Source organism: Kaistia nematophila (genome assembly GCF_026343855.1).
Lineage (GTDB): Bacteria > Pseudomonadota > Alphaproteobacteria > Rhizobiales > Kaistiaceae > Kaistia > Kaistia nematophila.
This window is the reverse complement of sequence record NZ_JAPKNK010000014.1, coordinates 55,819-71,213: the sequence shown is the minus strand read 5'-3', so window position 1 is coordinate 71,213 and position 15,395 is coordinate 55,819. Positions and strand designations below refer to the sequence as shown.

Below are 15,395 nucleotides of genomic sequence, written 5' to 3'. Positions count from 1 at the left end.
CTGGAGCCGGATTCGTCCGGCCGGTAGATTGCGCCGAAGCGGTTGGCGAGGAACGCCGCCATCGGGATTTCCTCCTGCCGGACCAGGCCGCGCTGCGGTGATTGTCCGGAGGCGAGCAGGTCGAGCACGGCGCAGGCCGCCGAGGCGGTCGTCAACTGGATGGCGCTGCATTCGGCGTGGCTGTAGATCTTCTTGGCGTAGATCTCCTCGACCAGCCGGCCTCCCTTCATGCCGCTGACCGTGACGAAGACGACGACGACGTCCTGACGGGTCGTGGGCAGCGCCTGCTCGAGGATGTCCTTCAGCAATTCGCGCCGGGCGCCGAGGCGGAGGTCGTCGAGCAGCACCTTCATGATCGCGGCATGGCCGGGATAGCGCACGGTCTTGTAGTTGAGGCGTCGCACCTTGCCTGCCAGCGTCTCGCAAAGCGTGCCGAGACCGCCCGATGTGTTGAACGCCTCGTAGAGCACACCGTCGAGCGAGAATTCCTCGCGTTCTTCCAGCGGCGGCACCGAGACGAGGCGGCCATTGGCGATCGCCTCGCAGGGCTCGCAATACTCGTTGATGACGCCGTCCGTGCTCCAGGTCAGGCTGTAGTTGAGTCCGTTGGAGGGAAACTGCGGCAGCGCGCCGACCCGCATGCGGATGCTGTCGAGGCTGTCGAAACGGCTGGCAATGTCGCTGGCGACGATCGAGATGAAGCCGGGCGCGAGGCCGCATTGCGGGATGAGCGCCGCTTTGGCATTCGCCGCCATGCTCTTCACGAACCGGGTGCTGGCGACGTCCTCGGTCAGGTCGAGATAGTGCACGCCCGCGTCGATCGCGGCCGAGGCAACGGCGGTCGTCAGATGGAAGGGCAGGGCACTGATGACGGCGAAGGAGCCCGCCAGCATGTCGGCGAGCGCACCCCTGGCGGTTACATCGACGACGTGATGGGTCACGCCCAGGCGCGCCGGCAACCCATCGAGGCTCGCTTCGCTGCGATCGACCAGTTCGACCCGATAGTCGCTCGTCTCCGCCAGCATGGCGGCGATCGTGCTGCCGATCTTTCCAGCTCCGACGACGGTGATTGTCTTCATGGCGGCGGCTCCCCTGATCCTCGGAGCCGATTGTTCCGTTCACGTCATGCGGCCGCCAGCGTCGAAACTGCGCTTTCCTAGGTCCCGATCCGACGAAATGACGGCCGCGGCGACGAAATGACGGGCGGGCTTGTCAGGCCTTGTCGAAATTGGTGGTCATGATGATCGAGCTTCGGCATCGCTCGACGCCGGGCAGGTTGATGATCTCGTCGAGCACAGCGTCGAGATCGTCCATCTGCGGCGCCTCGATCATCAGGGCGAGGTCGAAATCGCCGCTCACCGTGTGGCAGGTCAGCACCTCGGGCAGGCGCCGCAACCGCTCCATCACGGCCGACTGCATGCGCTGCACCAGGCTGAGCATGACGATCGCCCGGCTCGTCGGTGCGCCGGGATCGCGCGAGAGAATGGTCGAATAGCCGAGGATGACGCCGTTCGCTTCCAGCTTGGCGATCCGTTCGTGCACGGTGGTGCGGCCGAGCTTCAGCTGGCGCGCCAGGTCGGAGATGGAGGCGCGCGCATTCTCCTGCAGCAGCGCGATCAGCTTGCGATCGATGCCGTCGAGTGTCGCCTTCCTTTCCCGCGTGCGGGCTTCGGTGGCCGCAGGCTTGCCGCTGTCGGGCGTATCCATCGGCTCGTCACCCTCCCTGGTCGTCGCGCCCGCTGCGCCAATTGATAGCCCCGCGCCGGCCATCGTCAATCGGCGCGGGTGTCCCGCCTGCTAGCCGCCGGTGTCGCGGATCGGCAGCGGCCGCTGCTCCTCGATCGCCTCCATGGCGAAATAGGAGGTGACGGTGTCGAGCTCGACCTTCTCGATCAGGCGCTGGTAGGTGCGGTCATAGCTCGCGAGGTCACGCGTCACGATCTTCAGCATGTAGTCGTAGTCGCCGCCGATCCGGTAGAAGTCGATCACTTCAGGCATCGAGCGCACATGCTGGCGGAAGGTCTCCAGCCACGCCTTGGAGTGGTGGCGGGTGCGGATCATGACGAACACCACGACGTCGAGGTCGACCGCGGCGCGATTGAGCCGGACCGAATAGCCCTGGATCACGCCGGACTGGTGGATCGCCTGCAGGCGGCGCCAGCAGGCGTTCTGCGAGAGGTTGACCGTCTCCGCCAGCTCGCGCTGCGACAGCGATGAGTCGTTCTGCAGGGCGCGCAGGATGCGCAAGTCCATATGATCGAATTTTGGCTTCATCATTCGATCAAATGATAGACCTGCGTCGATAAAGTCAATCAGGACGATGGTAATTCCGCGATCCAGAGGTGGGAATGTAGCGATCGCTGACCGCCCGGCGCCTCGCCGTCGACGGCGCCCCAGTCGAGGAAGGCACGCGGACATGAGTGGCGATCGCAACATGATTGAAGTCGACGGCGCGACGCCGCTGTCGCGTTTCCGCGCCGGCCTCGCCGGGGACGATCCGGTGCGGGACCTCCGCGCCGGGCTGATCGGCGAGGGGCGACCTATCGAGGGCCCGTTCGGTCCGAAGCCGCTTGTCTATGCCGACTACGTCGCCTCGGGCCGGGCGCTGCGCCAGGTCGAGAACTTCGTCATGGAAGAGGTGCTGCCCTTCTACGCCAACAGCCACACCGAGGCCTCCTATTGCGGTTCGGCGATGACGCGGATGCGGCGCGAGGCGCGTGCTGTCATCGCGGGTCTCGTCGGCGCCGATGCGGGCTGCGCCGTGATCTTCACCGGCTCTGGCGCCACCGCTGGGATCAACCGGCTTGTGAGCCTGTTCGGCGTCGCCGAGGCGGCGCGGCGCGGCGAGGCGCCGCTGGTGCTGGTCGGACCGTATGAGCATCACTCCAACATCCTGCCCTGGCGCGAGAGCGGCGCCGAGGTGATCGAGATCGCCGAGGCGCCGGCGGGCGGCCCCGATCTCGCCGAGCTGGAGGCGGCGTTGGCGCGGACCGGCGACAGGCGGCTGCGCATCGGCGCCTTCTCGGCCGCCTCCAACGTGACCGGCATCCTGACCGACACCGACGCCGTCACCGCCATCCTGAAGCGCCATGGGGCGCTGGCGGTCTGGGACTATGCCGGCGGCGGTCCCTATCTCGCGATGCGGATGGCGCCGGCGGCCGGTCTGGAGAAGGACGCGATCGTGCTGTCGCCGCACAAGTTCGTCGGCGGACCCGGCGCGTCCGGCATTCTCGTCGTGCGGAAATCCGCCGTCGAACGGCAGGCGCCGAGCTGGCCCGGCGGCGGCACCGTCAGCTTCGTCTCGCCCTGGCGGCACGACTACGTGCAGGATCTCGCCGCGCGCGAGGAGGCGGGGACGCCGAACGTCATCGGCGACATCCGCGCCGCGCTCGCCTTCCTGGTCAAGGACGCGATCGGCCAGGATTTCATCGACCGCCGGCATCGCGAGCTGAACGCGCGGGCGCTGGCCGTCTGGGAGCGCAATCCGGGGCTGCAGCTGCTCGGCGTCGACAAGGCGCAGCGCCTGCCGATCTTCTCGATGCGGGTCGGCGACGGGAAGGGCGGCTTCGTCCATCACCAGCTCTTCACCCGCATGCTGAGCGATGGCTTCGGCATCCAGGCCCGCGGCGGCTGCGCCTGCGCCGGGCCCTATGCGCATCGCCTGCTCGGCATCGACGAGGACGCCTCTGACGCCATCCGCGCCGGGATCGCAGCCGGCCGCGAGATCGAGAAGCCGGGCTGGGTGCGGCTGAATTTCAGCTTCCTGCTCGACGACGCCAAGGCGGATTTCATCATCCGTTCCGTCGATGCGCTGGCGCGCGACCCGTCCGCCGCCTCGGCCTATCGGGAGGACGCGGCGACGGCCCGCTTCCGGCCGGCCGGATCGGTCCGCGCCGCCTAGCCGCGCCGCCCGCGAACCGAAAAAGTCCACCGCGCGTCGATCGGCGGGGACGGGCAACCAATTGTTAACCATAGTTTAAGTCGTCTCGCGTCACCTATCGTCGGGGGCCCGGATGCCGTTTCGAGACGGTTCGTGTCCCGGGAAGCGATGCGGGGCGACGACATGGTTGGGCGACGAGATCAGAGTTCAGGGCGGGATGCAGCGGATCGCCTTGCGGCCGCCCGCCGCGCGGCGCGCCTGCGCCGCCTGGCGCTCGGCTGCGCGCCGCTCTGGATCGGCCTCGCGCTGCCGGTCTCGGTGCAGGCGGCTTCCGTCCGCGAGTTCAACGGCTCGGAATCGGCCGGCTCGGAGCAGATCACCGCGAATGACGGCGATAGCGTCCGCTTCAACGACACCAGCACCGCCGACCAGGCCAATATCATCACCAATTCCGGCGGCTCGAGCTATTTCTACGACGACAGCACCGCCGCCGACGCGATCCTGACCAACAACGGCACCGGCAGCCTCTCCTTCGGCGACAACAGCACGGCCGGCAATTCGACCATCGTCAACAATGGCGGCGCCTCGCTGGGTTTCAGCGGCACGGCGACGGCCGGCACGGCCAAGGTGACCAACAACGGCACGACTTTGTTCAGCGGTTCCTCGACGGCCGGCGGTGCCACCTTCGTCACCAATGCCAGCGGTACGCTGACCTTCGCCGATGACAGCACGGCCGGCACCTCGAAGCTGACCGTCAACGGCAAGATGGAATTCACCGACGCTTCCAGCGCCGACGCGGCCGAGATCACCAACAACACCACCGGCGTGGTCGATTTCCTCGACGCTAGCACGCTTTCGAGCGCCTCGCTCAACAATAGCGGCATTGTCAATTTCTCCGGCCGCAGCCGGGCCGGCATCGCGACGCTGACCAACAACGCCACCGGCGCCATCATCTTCTCCGAGCAGGCCTCGCTCGACGCCGTGGCGCTGCTCTCGAACAGCGGCCAGGTGACGTTCAAGGGCTCCAGCACCGCGGGCACCGGCTTCGTCGCCAACAATGAAGGCGGCTCGATCGTATTCACCGAGACCAGCACGGCCGGCAGTTCGCGCATCGGCAATAGCGGCTCGGTATCGTTCTCCGGCTCGAGCTCGGCCGGCAGTTCCGACCTGATCAACAATCTCGGCTCGGCGATCGCCTTCTCCGGCGACAGCACGGCGGCGCAGTCGACGATCAACAATGCCGGCACGCTCGCCTTTTCCGGTTCAAGCTCTGCCGGCGAGGCCAAGATCACTACGGGCGGCGGCGGGCTTACCACCTTCGCCGGCAACGCTTCCGGCGGGACCGCCTATCTGATCGCCGACCAGGGCGCGACGGTCGACTTCTCGCAGGTCACCAGCGGCATCTCGGTCGGCACGATCGAGGGCGCCGGCACCTTCCGCCTCGGCGGCAAGGTGCTGACCGTCGGCAGCGGCAATCTCTCGACCACCGTCGACGGCGTCATCGAGGATGGCGGCATCGGCGGCGGCACGGGCGGTTCGCTGGTCAAGGTCGGCACCGGCACGCTCAGCCTCGGCGGCGTCAGCCTCTATACCGGCCGCACCGAGGTGCAGGAAGGCACGCTGCAGGCGGCGGCCGACGACGCGCTGGCGGAAAAATCGGCTTTCACTATCGCCGCCGGCGCTACGCTGGATCTCGCCGGCTTCAAGGCGACGATCGGCTCGCTGGCTGGTGCCGGCGCGGTGACGCTGAACGCGGCGACGAGCGAGCTCTCGGTTGGCGGTGACGGCACCTCGACGGTGTTTTCCGGCATGATCTCGGGCGAGGGCGGGCTGAACAAGTTTGGCTCCGGCACCCTGGCGCTCACCGCCGACAACACCTACCAGGGCACGACGACGATCACCGGCGGCACGCTGCAGGTCGATGGCAGTATCGCGGATTCCTCGGTTGTCGTCGGCGCCAATGGCACGCTGTCCGGCATCGGCACGGTCGGCGCCACCACGGTGGCCGGCATCCTCTCCGGCGGCAATGCCGCCAACCCCGCCGGCACCATCACCATCAAGGGCAACCTCGCGCTGCAAGCGACGGCGACGCTGACGACCACCGTCACGGCCAATGGCATGAGCCAGGTCGCCGTCGAGGGCGACGTCGATATCGACGGCAGCACGCTGAAGCTGGCGATCTCGTCGGTGCCCCTGCAGGTCGGCACCTCCTACACCATCCTCTCGGCGACCGGCACGATCACCGGCACCTTCGGCAATACGCTTTCCGACTACGCCTTCCTCGATCCGACGCTCGACCAGACGACGCAGATGATCAGCCTGACGCTCGATCGCAACGACACCACCTTCGCTTCGGTCGGCGCGACGCCGAACCAGAAGGCGACGGGCGGGGCGGTGGAACAGCTCGGCTCCGGCAATGCCGTCTATGACGCGGTGCTGCCGCTCGAGGTGGCGACGGCGCGCCAAGCCTTCGACAATCTCTCCGGCGAGATCCACGCCACCGCGCTCGGCACGCTGCAGGCGCAAAGCGAGCAGACGCGGACGACGCTGCTGAACCGGATGCGCAATTCCGGCTGGGTCGAGGGCTATACGCCGTGGCTGAGCGGCTATGGCCAGCGCTCGGATTTCGATGGCGACGGCAATGCCGCCGGCGGCTCGCGCAATTCGGCCGGCGTCATGGCCGGCATCGACCGCACCACGGAGAATGTTCGCGTCGGCATCGCCGCCGGCATGGACAAGGGCAAGATCTCGCTCGACGACCGCGACAGCTCGGCCGACCTGCAATCCTTCATCCTGGCCGGCTATGGCCAGTGGAACTACGACGCGCTGCGGGTTCGTGGCGGCGTCGCCATGGCGCTGCACCAGCTCGACGTCGAGCGGCACATCAACGTCTCCTCGCTCTCCGGCACGGCGAAGAGCAGCTATGACGGCTGGACGGCGCAGGCCTTCGCCGAGCTCGGCTATGTCGTGCGCTTCGGCGCCAGCGAAGTCGAGCCGATGGCAGGGCTCGGCTGCGCCCGCACCGATCTCGACGGCTTCACCGAGGATGGCGCCGGCGACGCCGATCTGAGTTCGTCGGGCGGCGACCTGTCCGGCTGTGTCACCACGCTCGGCCTGCGCGCCAGCCATCGCTTCGCGCTGGACAACGGCCTCTGGATCAAGCCGCGCGTCGCCGTCGCCTGGTCGCACTCGCTCTCCGATGCCACGCCGACGATCGGTATGGCCTTCGCCGGCAGCGACAAGTTCGAGATCGCCGGCGTCGGCCTCGCCAGGGATGCCGCGACCGTCGACGCCGGCTTCGATTTCGGCGTGACCTATGGCGCCAGCGGCTTCGTGAACTATGCCGGCCGCTTCTCCTCCGGCGAGGACAGCCACGCCGTGCAACTCGGCATGCAGGTTTCGTACTGACGAGAGCCGGTTGTAGAAACACGCTCCATGCGAACGAAAACGTGCATGGCGCGCTTGACGCGTATGATGTTCTGATCCAATCCTCACATGAGTTGCCATGCCATGCGGGGGTTGGGACGTGCGGTTCATTCGAGTTGCGGCGCTTGCGGCAGTGATACTTCTTCCAGCCGCTGCGGCTCAGGCCCATTTCCAGGAGATCCTGCCCTCGACCGACAATTTCGGCCCCGAGGACAAGGAGATCGCGCTCGACCTGGTCTTCACCCATCCGATGGATCGTGGCCCGACCATGGACATGGCCAAGCCGACCCGCTTCGGCGTCGTCACCGAAACCGGTGAGACCGACCTGCTCGGCACGCTGGTCGAGTCGCCGCGCGACGGCAAGTCGGCCTGGAGGGCGAGCTACAAGCCGGCCAAGCCGGGCGCCTACACCTTCTTCGTCGAGCCGAAGCCCTATTGGGAGCCGGCCGAGGGCAAGTCGATCATCCACTACGCCAAGGTCGTCGTCGATGCGTTTGGCTGGGGCTCGGACTGGGACCGGCCGGTCGGCTTTCCCGTCGAGATCGAGCCGCTGGTGCGCCCGAATGGCCTGTGGACCGGCAATCTCTTCAGCGGCGTCGTGCGCCGCAACGGCGAGCCGGTGCCGTTCGCTGAAATCGAGGTCGAGTGGGTCAATGATGGCTCCGTCACCGCGCCGGCGGATGCCTTCGTCACCCAGGTGGTCAAGGCCGACGGGCAGGGCGTCTTCCACTACGCCATGCCGCGCGCCGGCTGGTGGGGATTTGCCGCGCTGGTCGACGCCGACTACCAGTTGCCCGATCCGGACGGCAAGCCGATGCCGGTCGAGCTCGGCGGCCTGATCTGGGTCCAGGCCCGGGACATGAAATAGCGCCACGGAGCATCCAGCATGGCCCATATCCCGGATGGCGTGCTCTCGGTGCCGGTGCTGGTCGGCGGCGGCGTCGTGACGGCCGCGTCGCTTGGCTATGCGCTGAAATCGCTCGACGAGGACAGGCTGCCGCGCGTCGCCGTGCTGGCGGCGCTGTTCTTCGTCGCCAGCCTGATCAGCGTTGCCGTCGGGCCGACCAGCGTGCATCTGCTGCTGTCGGGGCTGATGGGGCTTGTCATCGGCTGGGCCGCCGTGCCGGCCGTGTTCGTCGGGCTGGTGATGCAGGCCGTCTTCTTCGGCTTCGGCGGCCTCACCACGCTCGGCGTCAACACGATGAACATCGCACTGCCTGGCGTGCTCTGGGCGGTGCTGTTCGGACCGCTGCTGGTTGACGCCACGCCGCGCCGCGCCGCCTGGGTGGGCGCCGTCGTGGCGGCGCTCTCGGTCGCGAGCACCGCCCTGATGGTGGCGCTGGCGCTGACCCTGAGCGATACCAGCTACATGCTGTCGGCCCGGATCGTGCTGCTCTCCTATGGGCCGCTCCTGGTCGGCGAGGCCATCATCACCGGCTTTGCCTGCGGCTTCCTCGCCCGCGTCAGTCCGGACATGCTGGCGGCGCGCGCCATGCGGCGGGGAGGACGGATTGCCGTTTCGTCCTGATCCGCTGCGGGCCGGCCGCTTGGCCCTGCTGGCGACGGCGGCGCTTGTCGCGACGGCCGGGCCTGCCTCGGCGCACCGGCTGAAGGTGTTCGCCTCCGCCATCGGCAGCAGCATCGAGGGCGAGGCCTATTTCGTCGGCAGCGGCCCCGCCGCCGGCATCGACGTCACCCTGCGCGACAAGGCCGACAAGCTGCTGCAGAGCGGCAAGACCGGCCCGGACGGCAAGTTTGCGCTGCCCGCTTCCGGCGGCGGCGACATCACAGTCACCGTCGACGCCGAGGACGGCCATGTCGCGCGCTTCACCGTCGCGGAATCCGAGCTCGATCCCGCCCCGCCATCGTCGCCCGTCGCCGCGCCGGCCGCCATGCCCGCTTCGGACAGTTCCGCCCCGGTCGTCGCCGCGGTCGCGCCGAGCGTGCCGATGGCCGATCTCGAAATCGCTGTCGCCCGCAAGGTCGCGCCGCTCGCCGCCCAGATCGATGCGCTGCAGTCCGCCCTGCGGATCCAGGACATCGTCGGCGGCATCGGCTACATCGTCGGCATCTTCGGGTTGGTCGCCTTCCTGAAATCGCGCCGCGCCGCCGGGGACCGCCGGTCATGAGCGGCAAGGCGAGCGCCGCCGCCATCTTCGCGGAAAACCGCGATGTTGGTCCGCTCGCCTCGATCGATCCGCGCGTCCGCCTCGCCGCCGCGATCACCTTCCTGGCGCTGCTGGCGCTCCTGCATTCGGCCGCGGCGCTGGTGGCGGCCGCGTTCGCGGCGCTCGCCGTCGCCGTCTTCGCCCGCCTGCCGCTCAAGCCGACGCTGCGCCGGCTGACGGCGGTCGAAGGCTTTCTGCTGTTCCTGCTTTTGACCCTGCCGCTGACCATGCCGGGCCATGCGGTGTTCAGCCTGTTCGGCCTGCCGGTGTCGGAGGAGGGGCTGCGCCGGGCGATCGTCATCATCGTCCGGGTCAATGCCGGCGTGCTGATGGCGGCGGCGCTGCTCTCAACCATGGGGACGATGCGGCTTGCCGGCGCCATGAGCGGCATCGGCATCCCGCTGCGCATCGCGCATCTGTTCCAGTTGACGGTGCGATACGTCGCCGTCTTCCACGAGGAATATGCGCGGCTTCGCCGCGCGATGCGGGCGCGCGGCTTTCGCGCCGGCAGCAATCGCCATAGCTGGCGCAGCCTCGGCCACCTGCTCGGCATGCTGGTGCTGCGCAGCGCCGAGCGATCGGAGCGGGTCGCCTGGGCCATGCGCGCGCGTGGTTTTTCCGGCCGCTTTCCGGCCTTTGTCCAGCGCCGGCTGGAGCGGGCGGACCATCTTTTCATCCTCTTCTGGCCGGTGCTCCTGATCGCGCTCGCCTGGCTGGAGTTCTCATGACCGCGCCCGCGCCGCTTCTCCGCCTTTCCGGCATCGTCGCCGGCTATGCCGCCGCCAAGCCGGTGCTCGACGGCGTCGACCTCGCGCTCTATCCCGGCGAGCGCATGGTGCTGCTGGGCGCGAATGGCGCCGGCAAGAGCACGCTGCTGCATGTCATCACCGGCTTTATCCCGGCGACATCCGGCACGGTCGAGGCGTTTGGCGCGCTGTGCCGAACGGAGGCGGATTTCCGTGCCGTGCGGGTGCGAGCGGGCCTCGTGTTCCAGGATGCCGACGACCAACTCTTCTGCCCGACGGTGATCGAGGACGTCGCCTTCGGCCCGCTCAATCTCGGCCAGTCGCGCGAGGAGGCCTACGAGACGGCGCGGGCGACCCTGCGTTCGCTCGAACTCGGCCACCTCGCCGATCGCGTCACCCATCGGCTGTCGGGTGGCGAGAAGCGGCTGGTGTCGATCGCCGCCGTGCTGGCGATGCAGCCGGAGGTGCTTCTTCTGGACGAGCCGACCGTCGGCCTCGATCCCAACGCCTATGCCCGGCTCAGCGAGATCTTCGACGCGCTGCCGCAGGCGATGATCATCGTCGCGCATGACGCGCATTTCATGGCCCGCTTCGCCACCTGCGCCCTGCTGCTCAAGGACGGCCGCAGCCATCGCGGCCAGGTGCACCAGCACGCCCACAGCCACAGCCACGCGCACGTACATTTCGAGCATGACGCCGGCGGCGAGATCGAGGTTGGCGTCGGCGGGCACTGAGGCTTTGCGCATCGCTGCCGGGGATGGCGGTGGCTTGACCGCGCGTCCCCCGACTGTTCACCCTGTCTCTCAAACGGCGCCCGCGCGCAGGTTTTCATTCTCGCGGCGGGTTCGCCATGCTATCGGCGGGCGCCTCGCCGGGCGCTTGCCGGCGCGGCAACGGGGAACGGGTCATGAGTGAGACGAATGTCGCGGCGCAGGGGGCGGTGCCGGAGCTGTCGGACGGAGCGCTGCTCGGTATCGTGGCCGCCGTGGCCGCCGTCTTCGTCATCTTCGGCTTTCTGGTCTCGCCGCCGGGCGAGGTCGTCTCCGGCGTCGTCAAGATCCTGCTCGTCCGCGACACGCTCATCACCGACTATATCGGCGTCGGCGGTATGGGCGGCGCCTTCGTCAATGCCGGCCTGCTGACACTGGTTTCCGCAGGCTTGTACCGCCTCGCCGGCGCGAAGATCGGCGGCGCCTCGATCGCGTGCCTGATGCTCGTGCTGGGCTTTGGTCTCTTCGGCAAGAACCTCGTCAACATCTGGCCGATCATCGGCGGCGTCTATCTCTACGCGCTCTACAAGCAGGAAGACTTCTCCGCCCATATCAACACGGCCTTCTTTGGCTGCGCGCTGGCGCCTGTTTTCTCCGAGATCCTGTTCTCGACCGCCATTCCGATCACAGTCGGCCTGCCGCTCGGCATCGCCACCGGCCTGCTGATGGGCTTCGTGCTGCCCGCCGCGGCGGCGCAGCTCTTCAAGGCCCATATGGGCTTCAGCCTCTACAATATGGGCTTCACGGCCGGCATCGTCGGCACGCTGGTCGTCGCCATCTACAAGTCCTACGGCTTCGTGCCGGACCCGGTGTTCATCTGGACCACCGGCAACAATCTCCTGCTCGGTTCGTTCCTGAGCGTGCTCTTCCTCGGCCTGATCGCTGGCGGGCTCTATCTCGACCGCGCCGCGCTCTGGAAGATGAAGGAGATCATCGCGCTGACCGGCCAGTCGCCGAGCGACTTCGTGGCGAAGGTCGGCATCGCTCCGACGCTGGTCAACATGGGCATCTCGGGCGCCATCGGCATGGTCTATGTGATCGCCATCGGCGGCGACCTGAACGGCCCCGTCATTGGCGCGATCTTCACGATTGTCGGCTTCGCCGCCTATGGCAAGCACCCGAAGAACGTGGTGCCGATCATGGCCGGCGTCTTCATCGGCTCGCTCGCCAAGCCCTGGGGCGTCTCCGATCCGTCGATCGTGCTGGCGGCCCTGTTCGGCACGACGCTGGCGCCGATCGCCGGCCGCTTCGGCTGGCACTGGGGCATCGTCGCCGGCTTCGTGCACTCCTCCGCCGCGCAGTCGGTCGGCGTGCTGCATGGCGGGCTCAATCTCTACAACAACGGCTTCGCCGCCGGCATCGTCGCCTCGGTGCTGGCGCCGGTGATCACGGCGATCCAGTGGCGCAAGGCCGATCACCCGGAAGAGAAGCTTTAGTCGTGGTTGTGGTTATGGTCCTGGTCGTGCCCATGACCATGATCGTGATGATGATGGCCATGTCCGTGCCCGTGATCTTGGTCGCCATGGTCATGGTAGCGGTGGGTGTGGCCCTCGGCCGGCTCGGCATGTTCGACCGGCATGATGTGCAGCGCGCCGTGGCGGACGCCGCGCTGGCTGATCACGCTGTCGGCGAAGGCCTGCAGCTTGTCGACCGTGCCGCGCAGGATCGAGACCTCGAGGCAATTGTCATGGTCGATATGGACATGGGTGGTCGAGATCGACATGTCGGAATGGTGGTGGTGGCTGGTGGTCAGCCGGCTCGCCAGCGCCCGTGTCTCGTGGTTGTAGACATAGGTCAGCGTCGCATGGCAGATCTCGTCCGAGCCGGCTGCCGAACGGGCCTCGGCGGCCTGGGCGCGCGAGAACTCCGAACGGATGATGTCGCGCAGCGCCTCGGACCGGCTCTGGTATCCCTTGCGCTCGCAAAGCGCATCGATCTCCTCCAGCAGGTCGTCGTCGATGGTCACCGTCACGCGCTGCATGGCCGCTCCTCCCTAAATATTTGTCACACTTAGCATAAAATGAATGGTGCCTCGTCTCCAGCATGGCGCGCGAATTGATTTGGACCTTGCCGCAATCTAGAGTCGGCCTTGTTGCCCGGGGGTGAGATCGTGGATCAGGATAGCCGGAAATCCTTTGCCCCGCAGGGACTGCTCAGCCTGTGGCTGGTGCTGTTCGCGGTCTGGATGATCGCCAATTCGACGCTGGCGATCGAGGTCGCCATCCTCGGCGCCATCATCACCTTCGGCCTCGCCTATGTCTTTACCTCGACGAGCGACGCCTGGCGCCGGATCCGCTGGACGCCGACCGGCTTCTATCATTTCCTCGCCTATAGCGGCACGTTCCTCGTCGAACTGGTCAAGGCCAACATCGCGATGATGCGGATCGTCTATGCGCCGCGCATCGACATCAGGCCCGGTATCGTCCGCATCCGCACCCGGCTGAAATCGCCGCTCGGCCGGCTGGCGCTCGCCAACACCATCGCGCTGACGCCGGGCTCGCTGGTGATGGATATCCAGGACGACACGCTGTTCATCCACTGGCTCGACGTCCAGACCACCGACATCGACAAGGCGACCGAGGCATTGGCCGGCCCGTTCGAGGCGCATCTGGAGAAGGTCTTTGGCTGACATCATCATCCAGATCGCGGCGGTCCTGATCTTCCTCGCCATCCTCTGCGGCGTGATCCGGCTCGTTCTCGGCAGGACGCTGGTCGACCGCATCGTCGCCGTCGACATGCTCACCGTCATCTCGATCTCGCTGATCGCCCTCTACGCGCATGTATCCGGCCGCTTCGTCTATATCGACGTCGCGCTGGTCTATGGCCTGCTCAGCTTCCTGGCGGTGCTGGCGATCGCGCGCTTCCTGGAAAAGGGGCTCTAGCGTGCTCGAGTTCCTGCTTCTGCTCGTCTGCGCCAGCATCCTCGTCAGCGGCGTGCTCGCCGTCTGCCTGAAGGACGTCCTGCCGGCCATGGTGGCGTCGAGCCTGGCCAGCCTGTTCGCCGCCGTATCGTTCCTTCTGCTCGCCGCGCCCGACGTGGCGATGGCGGAGGCGGCGATCGGCTGCGGCCTCGCCACCTTCATCTTCCTCTACGCCATCCGCAAGACCGGCAACGGGAAGGGCTGAGCGATGATCGAACTGATCGGCAGCCTGCTCATCCTGCTCGGCGCCGTCTTCCTGTTTTCGGCCGGCGTCGGCCTCCTGCGCATGCCGGACGCCTATACCCGCATCCAGGCCGGCACCAAGGCGACGACGCTCGGCAACATCCTCGTCCTCGCCGGCCTCGCCTTCTACCACCCCGGCTGGACCTTCAAGCTGATCCTCGCGATCTACTTCGTGCTGATGACCAACCCGATCTCGTCGCATGCGCTGTCGCGCGCGGCCTATCGCATCCGCACCCCCATGGCGGGGTCGACGATCACCGATGCGCTGGCCGAAGCAGAGGGCGGCGACGGCGCGGCGAAGCCCGCCGCCAAGGGCGCCGGGCGGAGGAAGCGGTCATGATGCGGCATGTATTCGTCGCCATCATCGTCGTGCTGTTCGGGCTGATCTTCGCCCGCATGACCGGCGTCTATGTCGAGCTCGAAGCGCTGCGGCCGCTCGCCGAACAATATGTGACGCGCGCGCCGGTCGAACTCGGCACGCCCAACATCATCACCGGCATCCTGATCACCTATCGCGGCTTCGACACGCTCGGCGAGGTTGCCGTGCTGTTCATGGTCGCCGCTAGCATCGGCCTGCTGCTGAAGAAGGACGACGCGCCGGCCAGGGCCGCGACCGCGAAGACGACCGCCGCCAAGCCGGCGCCGTCGAGCGCGAAATCGTTGCTGCCGAAGACGGAGGCGGCCAAGGCCGCGGCGGCGCGGAGCGCGGCGGCGAAGGCCAATGCCGGCAACCGGGCCGAAAGCGCCGGGACCGCGAGCACCGGCGCCAAGGCCGCCGGCGCCGGCAAGGCCGCCAAGTCCGTCGAGAGCCAGTCCGAGGATGACGATGCGCCGCGCCGCGAGCCGAGCGAGATCGTCCGCACCGGCACCGAGGTGCTGCTGCCGCTGATCTTCACCTTCGGCGCCTATGTCATCGTCAACGGCCATCTCTCGGCCGGCGGCGGCTTCCAGGGCGGCGCCATCGTCGCCTCCGGCGTCATGCTGATGCTTCTGGCGCGGCCCGGTGCGAGCCTCAACGTCGCGCTGCTCTCGATCATCGAATCCTTCGCCGGCGTCTTCTATGTCGGCCTCGGCATACTGGGCCTGATCCTGGCCGGCGGCTTCCTCGATCCGCGCTTCCTGCCCAAGGGCGAATTCGGCGCTTTCATCAGCGCCGGCGCCATCCCGCTCATCTCGGCGCTGCTCGGCATCAAGGTCGGCGCCGAGCTCAGCGTCATCATCGACCGCTTCAGAAGCTGAGC

Annotated in this window: 16 protein-coding genes and 1 pseudogene; 13 read left to right on the top strand and 4 right to left on the bottom strand. The window is 67.6% G+C overall.

Annotated elements, in window-relative coordinates; genetic code table 11:
* Positions 1 to 11 precede the first annotated feature (11 nt).
* The 3 genes and pseudogenes from OSH07_RS22990 to OSH07_RS22980 all read right to left on the bottom strand — a co-directional run.
* Positions 12 to 1,079 (bottom strand): annotated as a pseudogene (locus tag OSH07_RS22990) (saccharopine dehydrogenase family protein); the annotation flags it as partial.
* Positions 1,080 to 1,212: 133 nt separating this feature from the next.
* Positions 1,213 to 1,707, bottom strand: coding sequence for an Lrp/AsnC family transcriptional regulator (locus OSH07_RS22985; RefSeq protein ID WP_266341048.1), 495 nt, complete (start codon positions 1,705 to 1,707; stop codon positions 1,213 to 1,215).
* A gap of 90 nt (positions 1,708 to 1,797) precedes the next feature.
* Positions 1,798 to 2,274, bottom strand: a complete 477-nt coding sequence (locus OSH07_RS22980; protein ID WP_420909674.1) for an Lrp/AsnC family transcriptional regulator — start codon at positions 2,272 to 2,274, stop codon at positions 1,798 to 1,800.
* 160 nt (positions 2,275 to 2,434) lie between these two features.
* Between OSH07_RS22980 and OSH07_RS22975 the strand changes: the two genes are divergently transcribed.
* From OSH07_RS22975 to OSH07_RS22940, 8 genes are all read left to right on the top strand, one after another.
* A complete protein-coding gene (locus OSH07_RS22975; RefSeq protein ID WP_266341046.1) occupies positions 2,435 to 3,901 on the top strand; it encodes an aminotransferase class V-fold PLP-dependent enzyme in 1,467 nt (488 codons plus the stop codon).
* Between the two features lie 162 nt (positions 3,902 to 4,063).
* A complete protein-coding gene (locus OSH07_RS22970; RefSeq protein ID WP_266341045.1) occupies positions 4,064 to 7,288 on the top strand; it encodes an autotransporter outer membrane beta-barrel domain-containing protein in 3,225 nt (1,074 codons plus the stop codon).
* Between the two features lie 97 nt (positions 7,289 to 7,385).
* Complete coding sequence (locus tag OSH07_RS22965) at positions 7,386 to 8,174, top strand: DUF4198 domain-containing protein (protein ID WP_266341044.1); 789 nt, start codon at positions 7,386 to 7,388, stop codon at positions 8,172 to 8,174.
* A gap of 18 nt (positions 8,175 to 8,192) precedes the next feature.
* On the top strand, positions 8,193 to 8,834 hold the full coding sequence (cbiM, locus tag OSH07_RS22960) for a cobalt transporter CbiM (RefSeq protein WP_266341043.1): 642 nt from the start codon (positions 8,193 to 8,195) through the stop codon (positions 8,832 to 8,834).
* Entirely contained in the window at positions 8,818 to 9,435 is a 618-nt protein-coding gene (locus OSH07_RS22955; RefSeq protein ID WP_266341042.1) for a hypothetical protein, read from the top strand. The genes cbiM and OSH07_RS22955 overlap by 17 nt, the downstream gene beginning before the upstream one ends.
* Entirely contained in the window at positions 9,432 to 10,202 is a 771-nt protein-coding gene (gene cbiQ / locus OSH07_RS22950; RefSeq protein WP_266341041.1) for a cobalt ECF transporter T component CbiQ, read from the top strand. The genes OSH07_RS22955 and cbiQ overlap by 4 nt, the downstream gene beginning before the upstream one ends.
* The gene (locus tag OSH07_RS22945) at positions 10,199 to 10,954 is read left to right on the top strand and encodes an energy-coupling factor ABC transporter ATP-binding protein (RefSeq protein ID WP_266341040.1); all 756 of its coding nucleotides are present in this window, start codon (positions 10,199 to 10,201) and stop codon (positions 10,952 to 10,954) included. The genes cbiQ and OSH07_RS22945 overlap by 4 nt, the downstream gene beginning before the upstream one ends.
* A gap of 173 nt (positions 10,955 to 11,127) precedes the next feature.
* Entirely contained in the window at positions 11,128 to 12,426 is a 1,299-nt protein-coding gene (locus OSH07_RS22940; RefSeq protein ID WP_266341039.1) for a DUF1576 domain-containing protein, read from the top strand.
* On the opposite strand, the gene nikR is transcribed toward OSH07_RS22940, so the two are convergent.
* Positions 12,423 to 12,971: a nickel-responsive transcriptional regulator NikR gene (nikR, locus tag OSH07_RS22935; RefSeq protein ID WP_266341038.1), complete on the bottom strand. Its 549-nt coding sequence runs from the start codon at positions 12,969 to 12,971 to the stop codon at positions 12,423 to 12,425. The two genes, OSH07_RS22940 and nikR, sit on opposite strands and share 4 nt — an antisense overlap.
* A gap of 129 nt (positions 12,972 to 13,100) precedes the next feature.
* Between nikR and OSH07_RS22930 the strand changes: the two genes are divergently transcribed.
* From OSH07_RS22930 to mbhE, 5 genes are read left to right on the top strand one after another with little or no spacing between them, the layout of a single operon-like run.
* Positions 13,101 to 13,619 carry a Na+/H+ antiporter subunit E gene (locus OSH07_RS22930; RefSeq protein ID WP_266341037.1) on the top strand — a complete coding sequence of 173 codons (519 nt, stop codon included), beginning with the start codon at positions 13,101 to 13,103 and terminating at the stop codon, positions 13,617 to 13,619.
* Positions 13,612 to 13,872, top strand: coding sequence for an MrpF/PhaF family protein (locus OSH07_RS22925; RefSeq protein ID WP_266341036.1), 261 nt, complete (start codon positions 13,612 to 13,614; stop codon positions 13,870 to 13,872). The genes OSH07_RS22930 and OSH07_RS22925 overlap by 8 nt, the downstream gene beginning before the upstream one ends.
* Position 13,873: 1 nt before the next feature.
* Positions 13,874 to 14,116 carry a hydrogenase subunit MbhD domain-containing protein gene (locus OSH07_RS22920; RefSeq protein WP_266341035.1) on the top strand — a complete coding sequence of 81 codons (243 nt, stop codon included), beginning with the start codon at positions 13,874 to 13,876 and terminating at the stop codon, positions 14,114 to 14,116.
* Positions 14,117 to 14,119: 3 nt separating this feature from the next.
* Positions 14,120 to 14,494, top strand: coding sequence for a monovalent cation/H(+) antiporter subunit G (mnhG, locus tag OSH07_RS22915; protein ID WP_266341034.1), 375 nt, complete (start codon positions 14,120 to 14,122; stop codon positions 14,492 to 14,494).
* A complete protein-coding gene (mbhE, locus tag OSH07_RS22910; RefSeq protein WP_266341033.1) occupies positions 14,491 to 15,393 on the top strand; it encodes a hydrogen gas-evolving membrane-bound hydrogenase subunit E in 903 nt (300 codons plus the stop codon). The genes mnhG and mbhE overlap by 4 nt, the downstream gene beginning before the upstream one ends.
* Positions 15,394 to 15,395 lie beyond the last annotated feature (2 nt).